Origin of the sequence: Nitrospirillum amazonense (genome assembly GCF_029594735.1) — a bacterium.
Lineage (GTDB): Bacteria > Pseudomonadota > Alphaproteobacteria > Azospirillales > Azospirillaceae > Nitrospirillum > Nitrospirillum amazonense.
This window is the reverse complement of the sequence record NZ_JARPAF010000004.1, coordinates 1,602,255-1,621,375: the sequence shown is the minus strand read 5'-3', so window position 1 is coordinate 1,621,375 and position 19,121 is coordinate 1,602,255. Positions and strand designations below refer to the sequence as shown.

Annotated in this window: 14 protein-coding genes and 1 pseudogene; 12 read left to right on the top strand and 3 right to left on the bottom strand. The window is 66.8% G+C overall.

Annotation, left to right across the window (positions count from 1 at the left end; all coding sequences use genetic code 11):
* Positions 1-278: 278 nt before the first annotated feature.
* From P5F91_RS29940 to P5F91_RS27810, 11 genes and pseudogenes are all read left to right on the top strand, one after another.
* Positions 279-491 (top strand): annotated as a pseudogene (locus P5F91_RS29940) (DUF5990 family protein); the annotation flags it as partial.
* Positions 492-869: 378 nt separating this feature from the next.
* Positions 870-1,628: an arsenical resistance protein ArsH gene (gene arsH / locus P5F91_RS27860; RefSeq protein WP_277908860.1), complete on the top strand. Its 759-nt coding sequence runs from the start codon at positions 870-872 to the stop codon at positions 1,626-1,628.
* Positions 1,629-1,703: 75 nt separating this feature from the next.
* Complete coding sequence (locus P5F91_RS27855) at positions 1,704-2,057, top strand: ArsR/SmtB family transcription factor (RefSeq protein ID WP_145610419.1); 354 nt, start codon at positions 1,704-1,706, stop codon at positions 2,055-2,057.
* Positions 2,058-2,083: 26 nt separating this feature from the next.
* Positions 2,084-2,593 (top strand): arsenate reductase ArsC, encoded by a 510-nt coding sequence (locus P5F91_RS27850; RefSeq protein WP_277908857.1) that lies wholly within the window; start codon positions 2,084-2,086, stop codon positions 2,591-2,593.
* Positions 2,590-3,420: an arsenate reductase (glutaredoxin) gene (arsC, locus tag P5F91_RS29995; protein WP_479684997.1), complete on the top strand. Its 831-nt coding sequence runs from the start codon at positions 2,590-2,592 to the stop codon at positions 3,418-3,420. The genes P5F91_RS27850 and arsC overlap by 4 nt, the downstream gene beginning before the upstream one ends.
* Positions 3,421-3,443: 23 nt before the next feature.
* The gene (gene arsB / locus P5F91_RS27835) at positions 3,444-4,469 is read left to right on the top strand and encodes an ACR3 family arsenite efflux transporter (RefSeq protein WP_145610476.1); all 1,026 of its coding nucleotides are present in this window, start codon (positions 3,444-3,446) and stop codon (positions 4,467-4,469) included.
* Positions 4,470-4,715: 246 nt separating this feature from the next.
* Positions 4,716-5,807, top strand: coding sequence for an AraC family transcriptional regulator (locus P5F91_RS27830; protein ID WP_246134350.1), 1,092 nt, complete (start codon positions 4,716-4,718; stop codon positions 5,805-5,807).
* Between the two features lie 153 nt (positions 5,808-5,960).
* The gene (locus tag P5F91_RS27825) at positions 5,961-8,282 is read left to right on the top strand and encodes a TonB-dependent receptor (RefSeq protein WP_277908855.1); all 2,322 of its coding nucleotides are present in this window, start codon (positions 5,961-5,963) and stop codon (positions 8,280-8,282) included.
* A 141-nt stretch (positions 8,283-8,423) separates the two neighbouring features.
* Positions 8,424-10,466 carry an acetoacetate--CoA ligase gene (locus P5F91_RS27820; RefSeq protein ID WP_145610414.1) on the top strand — a complete coding sequence of 681 codons (2,043 nt, stop codon included), beginning with the start codon at positions 8,424-8,426 and terminating at the stop codon, positions 10,464-10,466.
* Positions 10,463-11,875, top strand: a complete 1,413-nt coding sequence (locus P5F91_RS27815) for an MFS transporter (protein WP_246134349.1) — start codon at positions 10,463-10,465, stop codon at positions 11,873-11,875. The genes P5F91_RS27820 and P5F91_RS27815 overlap by 4 nt, the downstream gene beginning before the upstream one ends.
* A complete protein-coding gene (locus tag P5F91_RS27810) occupies positions 11,872-13,548 on the top strand; it encodes a tannase/feruloyl esterase family alpha/beta hydrolase (protein WP_277908853.1) in 1,677 nt (558 codons plus the stop codon). Before P5F91_RS27815 ends, P5F91_RS27810 begins: the two co-directional genes overlap by 4 nt.
* 177 nt (positions 13,549-13,725) lie before the next feature.
* On the opposite strand, the gene P5F91_RS27805 is transcribed toward P5F91_RS27810, so the two are convergent.
* Positions 13,726-15,150 (bottom strand): amidase, encoded by a 1,425-nt coding sequence (locus tag P5F91_RS27805; RefSeq protein ID WP_277908851.1) that lies wholly within the window; start codon positions 15,148-15,150, stop codon positions 13,726-13,728.
* A gap of 197 nt (positions 15,151-15,347) precedes the next feature.
* Here P5F91_RS27805 and P5F91_RS27800 point away from each other — a divergent pair, with 197 nt between their 5' ends.
* Positions 15,348-16,229, top strand: coding sequence for a LysR family transcriptional regulator (locus tag P5F91_RS27800; protein ID WP_145610411.1), 882 nt, complete (start codon positions 15,348-15,350; stop codon positions 16,227-16,229).
* Positions 16,230-16,315: 86 nt separating this feature from the next.
* On the opposite strand, the gene aptA is transcribed toward P5F91_RS27800, so the two are convergent.
* Together aptA and P5F91_RS27790 are read right to left on the bottom strand one after the other, a co-directional pair.
* Complete coding sequence (gene aptA / locus P5F91_RS27795) at positions 16,316-17,659, bottom strand: omega-aminotransferase AptA (protein ID WP_277908850.1); 1,344 nt, start codon at positions 17,657-17,659, stop codon at positions 16,316-16,318.
* Positions 17,660-17,669: 10 nt separating this feature from the next.
* Positions 17,670-19,118, bottom strand: a complete 1,449-nt coding sequence (locus tag P5F91_RS27790; protein ID WP_277908950.1) for a sodium:solute symporter family protein — start codon at positions 19,116-19,118, stop codon at positions 17,670-17,672.
* Positions 19,119-19,121: the final 3 nt, after the last annotated feature.

Here is a 19,121-nt window from a genome sequence, read left to right as displayed (position 1 = left end):
TGGTGTGTTGCACGCCACCTTCGACTTCTGAGTGGAGGCGAGCGGCGGTCGCCATCCCCCTCCGTCATCGGCCATCAACCAGATAGGGTTGGGATGGTGGCACGGACTTTGGACTGAACTGATGGCGGGGCGACGCGATGGGAATTGATCCTTTTAAACTGCCGCTTCGCATCGTAGTGGAAGACCCCTTACCGGGTCTCGCGATGGCGTTGCAGCAAGGCAAAGCGGAGAAACTCAGGCTCACTTCGCCGACCCGTTGATCAACCGAAGAAGCCGTTTTCGATTTGGAGGTGACAGTGGCAGGCTGCTTGGCAGACGGGAGGCCGCGATTGCTGGGACCTTTCGTCCAGGGCTCGCCCAATACGCGATTCATTTACCTGTCGGTAGGCCAATACGCCGGCCAGGCCGATTCTCCGTGGGCGGGTCGGGTCAAGATTCCGCTGACAGAGATCAGTTGGGCGATGATCGAGGTTCTGGGGCAGGGCCGTTAACGGCACGGATTGCGGGCCGTTCTGATAAGGGCGGGCCGGCCCTCGCCTCGGTTCGCCTGCTGCAGCCGGGCTGGGTTGAGCAAGAACCGCTGTAGCGTCCCCCGTGGAGAATGGTCCTGGCCGGCTCAGTTGGCGCTGATCAGGGCCATTCTGTTTTGGGTCTGGAGCGCCTGGAAGATGACACGCCAAAGGCTTTGAGCCATCTGGACTGTTAACCGGGGTGACCCGACGACTCCATTAAAGTCAGTAAAATCAAATTGGTATCGTGCCCATCGGCGCCCAGGCCGGGCAACGAACAACAGTCAACATGGCGGCGTGTTCACCCTCTATCCTGCGGGAGAGTTGACTATTCTATAATTGTCGAAATATGGTATAGCCATGATCGACCTACCCAACATTGACGCTCTCCGGTTCGACGCCCCCGACCTGGACAAGCTTACGCCCAAGCGGATTTCCACCCATCCGCCGCGCATCCTGCTGCTCTACGGTTCGCTGCGGGAGCGGTCCTACAGCCGCTTCCTGACGCAGGAGGCCGCCCGCCTGCTGGAGCGGTTTGGATGCGAGACCCGCATCTTCGACCCCGCTGGCCTGCCGCTGCCCGACAGTGTGCCGCCCACCCATCCCAAGGTCGCGGAGCTGCGCGAGCTGTCCATCTGGTCCGAGGGCCAGGTGTGGTGCTCGCCCGAGCGCCACGGCACCTTGACCGGCGTGTTCAAGAGCCAGATAGACTGGCTGCCGCTGGAGACGGGCAGCGTCCGGCCCACCCAGGGCCGCACCCTGGCGGTTATGCAGGTGTCGGGCGGCAGCCAGTCCTTCAACGCCGTGAACGCCATGCGGGTGCTGGGCCGCTGGATGCGGATGGTGACCATCCCCAACCAGTCGTCGGTGGCGAAGGCCTATCAGGAGTTCGACGACGACGGCCGCATGAAGCCGTCCGCCTACTACGACCGCGTGGTGGACGTGATGGAGGAACTGGTGAAGTTCACCCTGCTGGTGCGCGACCGCTCCGACTACATGGTCGACCGCTACAGCGAGCGGAAGGAGGCCGCCGCCAAGCTGCCGAAGCCGGACCTGGGTGCCCCCGACTTGGGGGCGATTGCCATGAGCCATGAGAAGCCGGTGCCCGCCTCGGAATGACGCCGCGGTTGGTACCGTCGCACCGCCCGTGAACCATCTCCGGCTTGACCGTGTAATTTCTACGATTGTCGCGATATGGAACCGAAAGCCGCCATCGACGCCTTTGCCGCCCTTGCCCAGGAAACCCGCCTGAGCGTCTTCCGCCTGTTGGTGCAGGCGGGGCCCAACGGCCTGACCGCCGGGGACGTCGCCGCCCGCGTGGCAGTGCCGTCCTCGACCCTGTCGCACCACCTGGGCCTATTGGAACGGGCGGGCCTGCTGCGCTCCTGGCGGGTGCAGCGGCAGATCTTCTACGCCACCGACTACGAGGGCACCCGCCGCCTGCTGGCCTTCCTCATGGAAGATTGCTGCCAGGGCCTGCCCGAACTGTGCGGCACCGGGATCCCCGAGATGATCGACTGCTGCCCGAAACCCACCATCGACGCCTGACGGCCGCCATTCAGCCCGGGGTTTCCATGACCGACCGCGTTTTCAACGTCCTGTTCCTCTGCACCCACAACAGCGCCCGCAGCATGATGGCGGAGAGCATCCTGAGCCGTATCGGCGGCGGCCGCTTCCGCGCGTTCAGCGCCGGCAGCCAGCCGTCGGGCCGCATCAACCCGGTGGTGAAGGCGCTGCTGGAGCGGCTGGGCTATGACGTCGCCGGCCTGCGCTCCAAGACTTGGGACGAATTCGCTGGCCCGGGCGCGCCGGAGATGGATTTCGTGTTCACCGTCTGCGACAACGCCGCCGGCGAGGTCTGCCCGGTGTGGCCCGGCCACCCGGTGAGCGCCCATTGGGGCTTCGCCGACCCGTCGTCGTTCGAGGGCTCCGACGCAGAGAAGGCGGCCTTCACCGCGGGCATCTACGGCCAGATCGAGCGGCGCCTGCAGGCCTTCACCAGCCTGCCCCTGGCCTCGCTGGACCGCATGGCCATCAAGCGCCACCTGGATGACTTGGCCACCCATCGGGAGTCGGCGGCATGAGCACGGTCACCCTCTATCACAACCCCGCCTGCGGCACGTCGCGCAACGTCCTGGCCATGATCCGCCACGCCGGTGCCGAGCCGGAGGTGATCGAGTACCTGAAGGACCCGCCCAGCCGGGAGGTGTTGGCCGACCTCATCCGGCGCGCGGGCCTGACGGTGCGCCAGGTGCTGCGCCGCAAGGGCACGCCCTATGCGGAGCTTGGCCTGGACGATCCCAAGTGGACCGACGCCGAGTTGCTGGATTTCATGATGGCCCACCCCATCCTGATCAACCGGCCCATCGTGGTCACGCCCCGGGGCGTGACGCTGTGCCGGCCATCCGACGTCGTCCTGGACCTGCTGCCCGACCTGCCAGACGCGGATTTCGACAAGGAAGAGGGGGCGCCCTTCCTGAAGGATGAGCCGATCCCGGCCACCGATCCAAGCCTGGTGGCCGCGCTCACGGCCGCCAGCCTGCCGGTGGCGGACCTGGCCGATGGCGAGGGGCGGTTCTTCGCCTACCGAACCCTTGGCGGCACACGGGCGGGCTATGGCGGCTACCTGCCGCTGGGCGCCGACATCCTGGTTCGCTCCGTGATGGTGCCGGAGGCGGTGCAAGGCAAAGGCATCGGCCGCAACCTGGTGGCCCTGCTGCTGCGCCGCGCCTGGGAGGAGGGCCACCAGCGGGCCTGGCTGTTGACCACCTCCGCCGGCGGTTTCTTCGAAAAGGCCGGCTTCAAGCCCGTGACCCGCGACCAGGCCCCCGCCGCCGTCCTGGCCACCCCCCAGGCCCAGGGCCTGTGCCTGTCCACCGCGACGCTGCTGTCGCGCACCATCACCGTCTGAGGACCGCCCTCATGTCCGGCGCCATGTCCCGCTTCGAACGCTACCTCAGCCTGTGGGTGGCGCTGTGCATCGTGGCCGGCATCGCCCTGGGCCATTTGCTGCCGGGCCTGTTCAGCACCGTGGCGGCGGCCGAAGTGGCCAAGGTCAACCTGCCGGTGGCGGCGCTGATCTGGCTGATGATCATCCCCATGTTGCTGAAGATCGACTTCGGCGCCCTGGCGCAGGTGAAGGAGCATTGGCGGGGCGTGGCCGTCACCCTGGCCATCAACTGGGCGGTCAAGCCGTTTTCCATGGCGCTGTTAGGCAGCCTGTTCATCGGCACCCTGTTCGCCGACCTGCTGCCGGCGGGCCAGGGCCCGTCCTACATCGCCGGCCTGATCCTGTTGGCGGCGGCGCCCTGCACCGCCATGGTGTTCGTCTGGTCCAACCTCTGCGAGGGCGAGCCGCATTTCACCCTCAGCCAGGTGGCGCTGAACGACCTGATCATGGTGTTCGCCTTCGCGCCCCTGGTGGGCCTGCTGCTGGGCGTGGCCTCCATCACCGTGCCCTGGGCCACCCTGGCGCTGTCCGTCGCGCTCTACATCGTCGTGCCGGTGGTGGTGGCGCAGGCTTGGCGCCGAGCCCTGCTGGCGGGTGGGGAGGCGCGGCTGAAGCGGGTCCTGTCCATGCTGCAGCCCCTGTCCCTGGTGGCGCTGCTGACCACCCTGGTGCTGCTGTTCGGCTTCCAGGGGCCGCAGATCCTGGCCCAGCCCCTGGTGATCGCCCTGCTGGCGGTGCCCATTCTGATCCAGGTCTATCTGAACGCCGGCTTGGCCTATCTGCTGAGCCGCCAGTTCGGCGTGGCCTGGTGCGTGGCGGCCCCGGCGGCCCTGATCGGCGCCAGCAACTTCTTCGAGCTGGCCGTGGCCGCCGCCATCAGCCTGTTCGGCCTGAACTCCGGCGCCGCCCTGGCCACGGTCGTGGGCGTGCTGGTGGAGGTGCCGGTCATGCTGTCGGTGGTGCACCTGGTGAAAGCCAGCCGGCCCTGGTACGAGCGCGGCGCCGTGTGATGGAGGCGCCGGCCGGAGACGGCCCCAAGCCGTCGGGCCGACTGTACGGCTGACCGGCAGTATCGCCGCACCCTCTAAACATCCAAGCGGTCGCTTGCCGTGGTGCGCATGCTGTCGTGGGGAGAAGCTATCGCAAGGCACGCACAGTCACCCGGCCCTTGCGGCGGGGATGGGGCGCTGCAAATAATGGATGCCTTGCGGTATGCGACATCGGCCCGGCCACGTCGCCATAAGAACGAATACGGGATGGAAGAAGAACCCACGGGAAAAACGGGGTTGGATGGCGAGGCGGTCCGGCAACTGCTGCAAGGCGCCGTGCTCAAAGGGTTCGACCCCCATGCGCTTTTACGGGACGCGGCGATCGATCCGGCGGTTTACGGGAACGCGCGCGCCGCGATCGATGGCCAAGCCCTGGTCCGACTGATCCGTCGGATTCAGTTCGCACTTGATGACGTCTATCTCGGCTTCTTCGCCCAAGGCTGTCGCCTCGCGCTTGAGGCCGAGCGTCTCCTGTCCTTCCTGCATTGCGCCACCCTGGGCGAGGCGCTGCGGGTCAGCATCCGCTTCACCGACGCGATGTCCGCCGATGTGGGGCCGGGCATCACCGAGGAGCACGGATCCGGCCTTCAGCACATCTGCAAGTACCAGACTATCCCGGGTGTAAACCGGGACATCCTGGTCTGGATCAGGTTCGTCTGGATCTACCAGTTCTTCAGTTGGCTGATCGGCCGTCCGCTGGTGCTTCGCGGTCTTTCCATCCGGGGGCCGCGCCCCATCCAGGAAAACGGCTTCGACCGGTTCGCGCTGTTCCGCTGTCCCGTGCAATTCGACGCGCCGGTGGATGCCTTGTCTTATGACTGGGACGATCTGGCGGTGCGCCTGGTGCACAGTTCCATCAAGGAATATGACGATTACTACGCGAGTGAGCCCGACTGGTTCGACATTCCCGACCGTGGCCCGACCTGGCGGGAGCGGACGCAGCAGGTGCTGATCGATTTCCAGCGCGCCGGCCTCTGGTCGGCGCCGGTCGAGGTCGTCGCCGCGCGCCTGCGGACTCGACCCAGGCGGCTTCGCCAGGATCTGTCGCTGGAAGGGGAATGCTTCCAGGACATGAGGACGCGCCTGCGCGGGGAACTGGCCGCCGCCTACCTGCTCGCGAGCGACCTGCCGATCACGGAGATCGGCCTTACCGTGGGGTTCAGCGAACCCGGCAGCTTTTCGCGCCATTTCTGCGCCTGGGCCGGAATGACGCCATCGGCCTATCGCACCGAATACATGGCCGACGCGGCAAAGGTCGGCGCCGCGACCGTCCTTCTCAAGGATCGGCGGATCGCATAGGGCGGGATGGGGCCGCGCGGCCCCCCCATGTCACTTCCGCCAAATCATGGCGTCAGCCGTGTCATTGCCTCTCGTCCGGCAAATGCGAAGATCCGCCTCGACCGGGGGCGTGAGATCCCCGGCGTCAATCGCATCAAAAGGGAGGGGGAGGACATGAGCAGCTTGAGGCTGATCCGTCGCGCGCGCGCGCTGGGGTTGGGGGCGACGGCGCTGGTCGGTGGATGCCTGGCCACTGGCCAGGTGTGGGCGCAGGCCCAGACCCAGGGCGCCACCCAAGGGGCCGCCGTTCAGCCGCAGAATGGCGCTTCCGCCGCCCCGGCCGACACCTCGCGCGACCTCGGCTTGGAGGAAATTCTCGTGACGGCCGAAAAGCGCGCCGAAGGGCTGCAGAACATCCCGATAGCGATCACCGCCGTCTCGGGCGAAACGCTGGAGAAGGCCGGCGTGAAGGAGGTGGGCGACCTTGTCCAACTCGCGCCCAGCCTCCAGTTCGGCACGCGCTCCACCAACGTGTTCATCGCCATGCGCGGCATCGGCCAGGCCGGGCAGGACATCGGCAGCCAGTCGGGCGTGACCGTGTCGCTCGACGGCGTTCCCTTGCTCAACCATTTCATGATGAACCCGTCCTTCCTCGATGTCGAACGGGTGGAGGTCCTCCGCGGGCCGCAAGGCACCATCCAGGGCCGCAATGCGACGGGTGGCGCCATCAATGTCAACAGCAAGGCCCCGACCGATCAGACCGATGCCGAACTGGCGCTTACCGGTGGCAACTACGCGCGTTTCGGGGCTAAGGGGTTCGTGAACGTGCCGCTGTCCGACAAGGTTCTGACCCGCGTCTCCTTTCAGCGGGACCGTGCGGACGGCTGGACGGACAACGCGTATCTCGGCCGACACAACGACAACGCCGACCTCACCGAGGTGCGCGGCCAGCTGTTGGTGAAGCCATCCGAAATCTTCAGCATCAGCGCGCTGGTCGATTACACGCGCGACCGCAGCGACCCATCATTCAATCTTCTGCTGGGCCGCGCCGATCCGGCCAGGCCCACGCCGGCCGAAGTGCCGGGTTATGCGTATCCCCGCAACAACATTGACGACCTGACCTTCTATTTCAACGAACCCAATCAACGGGACGTGGAGGACGTCAGGGCCACCCTGACCGCGCACCTGGACCTGGGGCCGGACACGTCGATTACCTCGACCACAGGCTTCATCAAGCACGATATCGACCTGACCAACCTTGATGTCGACCTGACGCCGGTGGCCAGCGCGCGGTTCGATCTCATCGGCCTGTACGCGAAGCAGGTGACGCAGGAACTTACCGCGACCACGGACGTGGGCAGCCGGGCGGATCTGGTCGCCGGCCTGTTCTACATGCACGGGGATTCGAGTGAGCCGCTGTACCTCAGCACCGCGGCGGTCAAGAATCTGCTTGTCTATCTTCCCGCCGAGACGCTGGACTCGTATGCGGCCTATGCGCAGTTCCGCTACAACCTGACCGACAATCTTCGTGCGACGGCCGGCGGGCGCTATACCCTCGACTCCAAGTCTTACGCGATGGATGCTACGTCGGGTAAGCTACACTATCTTCTGGCCGACAAGGATATCTGGAAGGCTTTCACGCCCCGCTTCGTGCTTGACTACGCACCCCAGGACAACACGTTGGTCTATGCCAGCGTGTCCCGTGGCTTCAAGTCGGGTGGCTTCAACACCCTGGGCGACATCACGCAGCCGGTTAATTTCTTCAATCCGGAATATGTCTGGAACTACGAAATCGGCACCAAGGCCAAGTTGTTCGACAACAAATTGCGCATGGGCCTTACCGCGTTCTATGCCGACTACACCAACCTGCAGCAGACCGTCTTCCGCACGAACGTGCAGACGGGGGTGCAGTTCCCGAAGGTCGAGAACTCGTCCGCCGCCACGATCAAGGGCGTCGAGTTCGAAGTCGAGGCCATTCTGGCCGAAGGGCTGAAGGTGGCCGGGGCGGCCACGCGCCTCGATACGGCATTTGGGAAGTTCTGCAACAACGACCCGCTGTATCCGGCCCTGCCGACCGCCGCCGCGTGCGTGGGGGTGACCAGCGATGGCCAGGCTTTGCCGCCCGGTGCCAAGAACTTGGAAGGCAATACGCTTACCCAGGCGCCGAAATGGCAGTTCAATGTGTCCGGCGAGTACGTCTTCCCGGTTTCCAGCGCGCTGGAGGTCACCGCGCGCGCCGATTACAAATGGCAAAGCAGGGTCTATTTCGACATCTACAACAACCCGCTCGTCTCCCAGGACGGGTACGGGCTGTTCAACGCGTCGATCGGCCTGGGCACCTTCGACAAGGCCTGGTCGCTGACCGGCTGGGTCCGCAACGCCTTCGACGTCCGTTATATCAGCCAGGCGAACACCAGCCCCGGTGCGACGGCGTACACCGCCGGGTCCATCGGCATGCCGCGCATGTACGGGGCGACGCTTTATCACCGGTTTTGAGCGAGCGGCGAGGCCTGGGTTACCGCGCGGTCCGGATGGGCTGACGACGCCCGGCATCCGGGTCTCGATCGCGGCCCCATACCGGGCCTGGCGCCGCGATCCGGAGCGGCGCTGGCCATCGATTCACGAGGAAAGTCCGACATGATAAATCGCGGGGCGGGCGACAGCGTCCCCCAGATAAGACTGTATCGGGAATGGCTGCATCGGGAACGCGGCCTGACATTTCCTGATTACGCGGCGATGTGGGAATGGTCGCGATCCGATCTCGCCGCGTTCTGGCTGAGCGTCTGGGATTATCACGCGCTGGAATCCCCGACGCCGCCGACCGCCATCGTGGACGGGGCGATGCCCGGCGCCCGCTGGTTCGCGGGCGCGCAGGTGAATTATGCGCGCCAGGTGTTTCGCCACGCCGACTTGGCCGATGCCGCCGGGCAGCCGGCGATCATCGCGGAAGGGGAAAGCGGACAGGCCATCGAATGGACCTGGGGCCAGTTGCGGCGGCGCACGGCGTCGCTGGCCCTGGCCTTGCGCCGCCGGGGCATAGGGCGCGGCGACGTGGTCGCGGCCTACCTGCCCAATATCCCTGAGGCGGTCGTTTCCATGCTCGCCTGTGCCAGCCTGGGCGCGGTGTGGACGATGTGCTCGCCCGATATGGGCACGCCGGCGGTGCTGGATCGGTTGCGGCAGGCGGCACCCAAGGCGCTCATCGCCGTCGACGGGGTCTTTTATGGCGGCCGGCGGATGGATCGCTCCGCCACCGTCGAGGCGATCCGGCGCGGGCTGCCCGCCGTCGCGGCCCTGTTCGCGATCCGGACGGGGTATGGCGCGGCGCGCATACAGGACTCGATCGACTTCGACGGTGCCCAGTGCGCGGATGACGCGGAAGTCGCGGCATTCGAGCCCGAATGGCTGCCTTTCGATCATCCGCTGTGGATCCTCTATTCCAGCGGAACCACAGGCCTGCCCAAGGCGATCGTGCACGGGCATGGCGGCATCGTCGTTTCGGCCTGCGTCGGCAACATGCATCTGGACCTGGGGCCCAGTTATTCGCTCAACACGGTCGGCGAAAGGTTCCACTGGTACAGCGCCACGGGCTGGGTGATGTGGAACATCCAGGTCGGTGGACTTCTCACCGGAACGACGATCTGTCTCTATGACGGTTCGCCGAAAGGTGCCGCGGGGCAATCGGAATGGCAGCCTTTATGGGCGTTCGCCGCGCGCCATCGCGTGACCTGGTTCGGTGCCGGGGCGGCGTTTTTCTCCAGTTGCCGCAAAGCGGGCCTGGCCTTGAACGGGATCGGTGACCTGAAGGCCATCCGCGCGTTGGGCAGCACCGGCTCCCCATTGACGGCCGATGTCCAGGACTGGGGCACGGCGCAGTTTGACGCCGTAGGCACCCCCGACATCTGGTGGTGCAACATCTCCGGCGGGACCGACATCGCCGCCGCGTTCCTGTCGGGGAACCGGGAATTGCCTCCGACGCCCGGCCGTCTTCAATGCCGCCACCTGGGCGCCTCGATCGAGGCCTGGGATGAGGATGGACATGCGCTGCGGGGCCGCGTCGGCGAACTTGTCTGTACGCGGCCCTTCCCCAGCATGCCGCTGTTCTTCTGGGGTGACCAGGACGGCAGCCGCTATCGCTCGACCTACTTCGACGCGTGGGACGGCATCTGGCGGCATGGCGATTGGCTGACGGTGGAGGCTGATGGAAGCTGCGTCATCGCCGGACGGAGCGACGCCACGATCAACCGGCACGGCTTGCGGATGGGCACCGCCGACATCTATGCCGCCGTGGAACGCCTGGGGTCCATTGCGGACAGCCTGGTGATCGACCTCGAGGATGGCGCCGGCGACAGCAAGCTGCTCATGTTTGTCGTCCCTGGTGATGGGCGCGCCTGGGGTCCGGAGCTGGAGGCGGCCGTGGTCGCGGCCATCCGGGACACGCTCTCACCCCGGTTCATCCCCGACGCGTTCATTCCGGCACCGGCGATTCCGCGTACCCTGTCCGGCAAGAAGCAGGAACTGCCGATCAAGCGCCTGTTCCAGGGTTGGCCCGTGGCAAAGGTCATTGATCCCAATCTGACCGAGAATCCCGGCGTCATTCCCTGGTACATCGCGAAGGCTGAGGCTTGGCGGGAACGATCGGGCGCTGCGGAAACGAAAGCCGGGGGGGATATTGGATGAACGCGCGGCAGGTGGATAAAGCGTTGCGTCAACCGTCTGCCGCGCAGCCCGTGGCTGACGGGCGGGCGCCGGCCCGGAAAGAAAAAATGATGGGTTCATCAGCGGTGAACAAAGGGTCCTCGCTCTTCAAGGTCGCGTTGACGGCCGGTGCCGGCGCCACCATCGAATGGTACGATTTCTTCGTCTACGGGACGGCGGCCGCCCTGGTCTTTCCGAAGATCTTCTTCGCGGCGGACTTGCCTCCGCTGGTGGCCCAGCTGGCGGCGTTCAGCACCTTTGCCGTGGGCTTCATCGCCCGGCCGTTCGGCGGCATCGTATTCGGCCATTTCGGGGACCTGTTCGGCCGCAAGAAGGCGCTGCTGGTCGCGCTGCTGACCATGGGCCTCGCCACCACCGCGATCGGATTCCTGCCGACCTATGCGGGTGTCGGCGCCCTCAGCCCGCTGCTGCTCCTGGCCTTGCGCTTCGTCCAGGGCATCGCCGTCGGCGGGCAATGGGGCGGTGCCGCGCTCATGGCGATAGAAAGCGCTCCCCCGGGCCGGGGCGGCTTTTACGGCAGCTTCGTCCAGATCGGCGTTCCGTTGGGCGTGGTCCTGTCCAACATCGTTTTCTTCTTCATGGTGGCGGCCTTTCCGCAAAACGCGTTCGAAACCTGGGCTTGGCGCGTGCCGTTCATCCTGAGCATCGCGCTGGTTTTCGTCGGCCTCTATATCCAGACGAGGCTGGAGGAGTCGGTGGCATTCGAACAGACCGCCCGAACGCAGGATTTGACCCAGAAGGAAAAGCGCAAGTCGCCGGTCCTTCAGGTTCTGGCGCGCCACCCCAAGAAGATCGTGCTGGCGGGTGGGGCCTTCATAGCCTCGAACACATGCTTCTACGCGGCGATCACCTATGCCGTTTCTTATGGTGACTCGGTCCTGCACCTGTCGCGAAGCGCGATGCTTGCGTCCGTGGTGGCGGCGAGCGTCGTCATGGTACCCGGCCTGCTGTTTTTCGGGGCGCTGTCGGACCGGTGGGGACGATCAACCCTTTTCATGGCCGGGGCGGCACTGACCGGGCTGTGGTCCTTCGCCTTCTTCCCGTTGCTGGAGACGCTGTCCTATCCGGCCGTCCTGGTGGCGCTCATCGTGGAACTGCTGTGCCTGAGCGTGATGTATGGCCCGCAGGCGGCGCTTTTTGCCGAATTGTTCCCCGTGGAGGTGCGCTATTCCGGCGCCTCGCTTGGTTACCAATTGGGCGCCGTCATCGGTGGCGGGTTCGCCCCGATCATCGCGACGGCCTTGTTCGCGAAGTACGCGTCGACCCTGCCGATCTCCATCTTCCTGTTCGGCGTGTGCTTCATATCGCTGACATGCACCTATTTCTTGACCCGGGACGCCAAGTCATCTTCCGCCAGGCGAGGTTCATGACCATGAAGGTTTCGACCCTTAACTTTTCAAGATTCTTCGCCCCGCTCGCCATGGCCATGGCGGCTGTCGCGCTCGCCACGCCGTCACCGGCGGCCGAGACGGCGCCAGCGGCCGATGCCGCCCGCTGCGAGGCGCTTACCCAATTGCGCCTCAAGGACACCACCATCGACAGCGCGGTGATGGTTGAAAAAGGTGCGGGGGCCACTCCGGGGCTCCGCGACGCGTCGCCCCTGCCGGCCTTCTGCCGTGTTGTCGCCCATGTGCGATCGGCCCCCGATTCCGATATCGGGGTCGAGGTCTGGCTGCCGGCCGGCACCTGGGCCGGCGTCTTTCACGGCAACGGCAACGGGGGGTTCGCCGGCGTGCTTCAGGGCGGGTACGGCAGCATGGTCGGCGGGTTGCGGCGCGGGTACGCCGTGGCGACGACCGATACGGGAACGGCACCCGCGACGCCGCTGGACGGCGATGCGCTTATCGGTCATCCCCGCAAGTGGAAGGACTGGGGCCGTCTGTCCACCCACGTCATGACGGTGACCGGCAAGGCCATCACCCAGGCCTATTACGGCCGGGGTGCCACGCGCTCCTACTACACCGGCTGTTCGACCGGGGGACAGCAGGGGCTGATCGAGGCGCTCTATTACCCGGCGGACTATGATGGCATCCTGGTCGGCGCGCCCGTCATCAATCGGACCTGGGGCCACGCCGCTGTCCTGTGGGACTTCATCGCCGCCAATCGCACACCCGGCAGCCGCCTGTCGGATGCCAAGCTTCGGGTGCTGAACGACGCCGCGGTCGCAAGCTGCAACCGTCGCGGCTACGGCCTGCAGGGGGATGCCTTCATCACCGATCCCCTCAGCTGCCGCTTCGATCCTGCGGAACTGGGCTGCCAGGGGGCGGAGACCGACCAATGCCTGACGCCGGCCGAGGTCGCGACCGCCCGCGCGTTCTATGATGGCCCTACCACCACCGACGGGCGCGCTGTCTTTTTCGGCTGGCCGCCGGGCAGCGAGGTTCAGGGCCGGTTCGGCTGGGCGTTCCTGCAGAGCGCCGCCAACGGCCAGCCGCAATTCGGCAGCCTGTTCAAATGGGTGTTCGGCGCCGACTGGGATTGGCGGGGCTTCGACCTTGATCGTGACATGCCCGCGGTCGACCGCGCCTTGGGCGGCGACGTCAACGATGCCACCCGGGGAAGCCTGCGTGCGTTCAAGGCGCGCGGCGGCAAGCTGATCATCTATCATGGCCTGGCTGACACGCTGGTGCCGCCGGGCCAGTCGGTCGCGTTCTATGACCGCCAGGTGCGGGAACTGGGGGGCATGGACCAGGCCCGGGATGTTGCCAGGCTCTTTTTGGCGCCTGGGCTGATGCACTGCGGTGGCGGCCCCGGCCCCGATGCGTTCAACTCGGCGCTTGGCGGCACGCCGCAACCTCCCATCGGCGGTCCGGGGGACGACCTCTTCGCCTCGTTGGTCGACTGGGCCAGCGGGGGACGCGCGCCCGACCGCGTGATCGCCACGAAGTTCGCGATGGGGGACCCGAAGACGATCCAGCTTCAACGGCCGCTGTGCGCCTATCCGCAAAAGGCGTCGTATGACGGACGCGGTTCGACCAGCGCCGCGGAAAGTTTCGTTTGCTCATCCACGCCCAACCGCTCGGAGGAGGGCGGGCAACATTGACGCGATGGGCATCTGGCTAACTGGGCCGCACGGCCTTCGACTGTCGGGGCGGTGCGCGTGAAGTCGTCGACCAGGGGTGGACATCGCCTGCCTTGAAAGCCCCTGAATGGAAGGTGGTGACCGTATCAGCCGGGGGGATCCACGGCCGATACGGCATTCAGGCGATGGCCGCCATCTTCACGACCCACGCCCCTGCAAAGAACCCTCCAATAATTCCGCCAATTCACTCCAGGGGCGCTGGGGTCCTCGTGCGTCCTCGAACCAGCGGGAAACGCGCAGTACCCCCAGGTCATCGAAGCGCCGCCCCACGATCTGCAGGCCGATGGGCAGGCCCGTCGCCGTGTAGCCGCAGTTGATCGAGCTGGCGGGTTGCTCGGTCATGTTGAAGGGCATGGTGAAGCCGATGTGGTCGAAGGGCCGCGCGGGGTCGTTGTTGGGGCTGGGCAGCTCGGCCGCGAAGGCCGGCATGGGCGCCACGGGCGAGAGGATGTAGTCATAGGCTTGGCTGGCCCGTACGCCCTGTTCGCGGATGGCCATCAGGCCGCTGAAGCCGCTGTAGACGGTCATCGCGTCATAGGCCGCGGCCGGTTCCACCCAGGCCCGGATATAAGGCAGGATCTTCCGGTAGCGGTCCTGGGGCAGATCCTTGGTTTCGGCCCAGAAGCGCATGCGGAAGAAATGGTCGAAGCCGTCGAACATCTCCGGCGTGACGAAGGGCGCCATCGGCTCCACCACCGCCCCTGCCTGCTCGAACAGGCGGGCCGCCGCCGTCACGGCTTCGGCCACTTCCGGCTCGGTGGGGGAACCGCACCCCGCGTCCAGCATCAGGCCGAAGCGCAGGCCCCGGACGTCGCCCGCCAGGTTCCGCCATGGCAGATCGGCGGGTGGCAGGCTCATGAAGTCGCGCGCGTCGGGGCGGGAGATCACCGTCATCAGCAGTGCTGCGTCGTCCACCGTGCGCGTCATGGGGCCGGCGGAACGGCCCATGTAGGGCGGATCGATGGGAATGCGGCCGTTGTTGGGCTTGAATCCGAAGACGCCACACCAGCCCGCCGGCAGCCGGACCGAGCCGCCGATGTCCGTGCCGACATGCAGCGGGCCATAACCCGCCGCCGCTGCGGCCCCCGCCCCGGCGCTGGACCCGCCGGGGTTGCGCGACAGGTCCCAGGGGTTGAGGGTCAGCGGGTGAAAGCTGGAAAGCCCGGAGGAAAGCATGCCGTAATCGGGCACGGTGGTCTTGGTGAAGGCGATCGCCCCGGCCTCACGCAGGCGGGCCGTGATGGGCGCGTCCTCCGGTTGGGGGGTGAGCTCCACAGCCGCCGTCCCCATGGGCTTGGGCATCCCGCGCGTGGCGATCAACTCCTTGAGTGTCACCGGCAGCCCGTCCAGCGGGCCCAGCGCCGCCCCCTTTCGCCACCGCTCCTCCGAAAGCCGCGCGGCCGCCAGCGCACCGTCGCCGTCCAGCGCGTAGGTCGCGTGCAGCAGCGGCTCCAGCCTGTCCACCCGATCGAGAACGGCCTCCATCACCTCCACCGGGGAAAGCGCGCCCGCGGCGAAGGCGTCGGACAGGGCGGTCGCGGTCAGGTCGGCGAGGTTGGTCATCAGGCTGTCTCTTTCAGTTGGCCGGGAGAAGGTGGGGACGGGGAAGGGGCCTCAACGCCAAGGTGGGGATGACGAAGCTCTGGTGGATCACCGCTGCGCCCGAGGGCCAGCGGCGGCTTTCGACTTGAGGATAGGATAAAGACCGGGCATATGTGGAAAAATGCGCATTATCGAGAAACTGTTGGGCGAATATGCCTATGCCGGACTGGGACGACGTGCACTTATTTCTGGCTGTTGCCCGCAGCGGGCGCCTGGTCGCGGCCGGCAAGGCGGTCGGCGTGGACCATACGACCATCGCCCGCCGGCTCGGCGCGCTGGAGGCGGCGCTGGACGTGCGGCTGTTCGACCGTTCGCCCCGCGGCGTGACATTGACGGAGGCGGGGCGCCTGCTGCTGCCTCATGCCGAGCGCATGGAAAGCGAGATGGAGGCGGCGGTGGCGCGTCTGGGGCCCCGGGGGGCGGCACCGTCAGGCGTGGTGCGCATTGCCACCCCAGAGGCGTTCGGCATGGCCATCGTGGCCCCGCATGTTGCGGAGTTCCACCGGCGTTATCCGGACCTGCGGCTGGACCTTACGCCCGAGCCGCGGCAGGTCAGCCTGGCCAATCATGAGGCCGACATCGCCATCGTGCTCAACCGCCCGCCCAAGGGGCGCGTTTTTGCGCGGCGGCTGGTGGATTTCCGCCTGTGCCTCTATTCGTCGGCGGATTACTTGGCGGAGCACGGCCCCGTCGCCAGCCGGGCGGAGCTGCGCCGGCATCCCTTCGTCTGGTACATGGACGAGAAGATCGACGACCCCGAGTTGCTCTACCTCAACGAGGTGATTCCCGATGCCCGGCCGGTGTTCCGGTCCACGTCCATTTCCGCGCAGCAGGGGGCGGTGGCCGCGGGGCTGGGGCTGGGGCTGCTGCACGCCTTCGCGGCCGAGGCCGATGCGCGCCTGGTGCGGGTGCTGCCGGAGGTGGAGGTGAAGCGCAGCTACTGGCTGGTGTTCCACGTCGACCACCAGCACCAGCCGCGGGTGCGTGCGGTGGTGGAGTTCCTGGACGAGCTGATCGAACGCTATCGCCCGCAGTTCTGAAACGCCCGTGGTTCTGAATCGCCCGTGGTTCTGAATCAATGGTCCCGGCGGCGCTCTGCCGTCGGGACCAGCGGGGCTCTACGATGTCAGGCGAGGTCGGCCAGGACCTTGCCGATCTGTTCGAAAATGCGGGCGATCTGCGCCGGTGTGACGATCAGCGGCGGCGACAGCGCGATGATGTCGCCCGTCACACGCACCAGTACCCCCTCATCGAAGCAGCGGTGGAACACCTCCATCGCCCGCGCGCCGGGGGCACCGGGGCGGGGGGCCAGTTCGATGCCGGCCATGAGGCCGAAATTGCGCACGTCGATCACATGGGGCGCCCCCCGCAGGGAATGGGCGGCCGTTTCCCAATGGTCCTCCAGCGCCCGGGCGTGAGCGAACAGCCCGTCACGCTCATAGATCTCCAGCGTGGCCAGCGCCGCGGCCGTGGCCACGGGATGGGCCGAGTAGGTATAGCCGTGGAAAAGCTCGATGCCCGGCTCGGCACTGTTCACGATGGTGTCGTGGACGTCGCGCGAGACGGCGACCGCGCCCATCGGCACGGTGCCGTTGGTGATGCCCTTGGCCATGTTGAGCAGATCCGGTGTGACCCCGAACCGCTCGGACGCCGTGGCTGCGCCCACCCGGCCGAAGCCGGTGATGACCTCGTCGAAGATCAGCAGGATGCCGTGGGCGCGCGTGATCTCGCGCAGGCGTTCCAGATAGCCGGCCGGCGGCACCAGCACGCCGGTGGAACCGGCCACCGGCTCCACGATGACCGCCGCGATGGTGTGCGCCCCGTGCAGGGCGATCAGCGCCTCCAGCTCATCGGCCATCGCGGCGCCGCCGGCCGGCTGGCCGCGGGTGAAGGCGTCCGCCGGCCGATACGTGTGGGAAAGATGGTCCACCCCCGGCAGCTGCGTCTGGAACCCCTTGCGGTTGCCACCGATGCCGCCCACCGCCATGCCGCCGAAATTGGTGCCGTGGTACCCGCGCGCCCGGCCGATAAGCCGGTTGCGGCCGCCTTGGCCCCGGGCCAGGTGATAGGCCAGTGCGATCTTGAGCGAGGTGTCGGCGGACTCCGAACCGGAATTGGTAAAGAAGATACGGTCCAGCCCGGCCGGCATGATGGCCGACAGCCGGCTGGCCAGCTCGAAGGCCTGCGGGTGGGCCAGCTGGAACGTGGGGGCGAAGTCGAGCGTGGCGGCCTGCCGGGCGATGGCGTCCACGATTTCCGCCCGGGCGTGGCCGGCGTTGACGCACCACAGGCCCGCCGTGCCGTCCAGGATCTCCGCCCCATCGGGCGTGCGGTAGGTCATGCCGCTGGCGCTGGCCAGCAGGCGCGGGTTCTTCTTGAAAAAGCGATTGTTGGTGAACGGCATCCAGAAGGAGGACAGGTCGGCCTCGTTGCTCCGCAGCGGCGGGCTGCCGGCGACATCTTCAAACATTTTCAAGATCCTAGCCATGTGAAGGAAGGTAAGGGGCCGCGCGCAGGCGCGTCAGCAGGGTGGCGGCCTCCCGACGCGGGTGCAGGGCCGCGGCGGTGAGCATGACGGCGCTATTGAGCACCAGCCCCACCAGTCCGGCGTTGAGGCCGCCCACATCGATGGCGGCCAGGTAAACCCAGAAGGCGGTGGCGTAGCCCGCCCCCATGCCCAGGATCACCGCCCTGGCGCCGACGCGCGGCAGGAACAGCGCGGCGAAGAAGGCGGGCAGCGACTGGGCGATGCCGAAATAGAAGATGTTGTTGAGGGTCACGATGAACTTGCCCGACACCTCCGTGCCGATGATGGACAGCAGGATGTAGAGCGCGGTGACGACCTTAGCCCAGCGCCGCTGCCCGGCCTCGTTCAGGCCCGAGACGATGTTGCGGGTAACCAGGGGGCTGATGGCCAGGCACACGCTGCTGAGCAGCACCAGGCCCGAAAGCGTGATCGTGGCCAGCACCACGCCCACCATCCATTCCGGCAGCAGCGCCTGGGCGGTGGTGATGAACACGAAGTCTGGCTGCGGCGGCTGCAGGCCGTGGAACCGGGCGAAGTAGGCCACGCACATCAGCAGGGGAAAAAGCAGCAGGTACAGCGGCGACACCACCTGCGCCCTGCGGATGGCACCAGGGTCGCGGGCGGAGAAAAGGAAGGCCCAGGTCTGCGGGATCATGGCAAAGCCCGCCGCCTGCAGCACCATGGTCGACAGGGCGAAGACGAGGCCCTTATGGTCGCTGCCGGCCGGGGCGGATGCTGCCAATGCCGCCGCGCCGCCGACCTGCCCACCACCGGCCTGCCCGCCATCGATGTGCCAGTGGGCGATGGCCACGCCGCTGACCAGCAGGATCGCCGACAGCATCAGCACGTCCTTCAGGATGGCGACGAAGGCGGAGGCGCGCAGCCCGGCGATGACCACGTAGAGGAAGGCCATGCCCCCCGCCAGCGCCAGCAGCACCACCGGCGCCACCGGCAGGTCCAGCGAGGCCAGCACGATCTTCAGCCCCATGAACTGCGTGGTTCCCACCGGCACCAGCAGCAGGATGGCGGAGCCGGCCATCACCAGTTCCAGGGCGCGGCTGTCGAAATGGCTGCGGAAGAAATCGGGGATGGTGGCGGCGCCGTAGAGCACACCGGCCCGCCAGATGACCGGCCCCACGCAATACAGCACCGGGGCCGCCAGCAGGATGTAGCCGAAGAACCAGGTGATGAAGTCGCCGCCCTTGGCATAGACCCCGCCGGGGAAGCCCAGCATGCTGGTCACGCTGTACGTTTCCCCCACCGACAGGAAAAAGAACAGGACGGCGCCGAACTGGCCGGAGGCGGTGAAGAACTCCTTCGCACCCTGATGGGCGTGCCCGCGCTTGGAAAACAGCGCCAGCAGCAGGGAGGCGGCGATGATCGTGACGAAGGCCGGGATCATGGT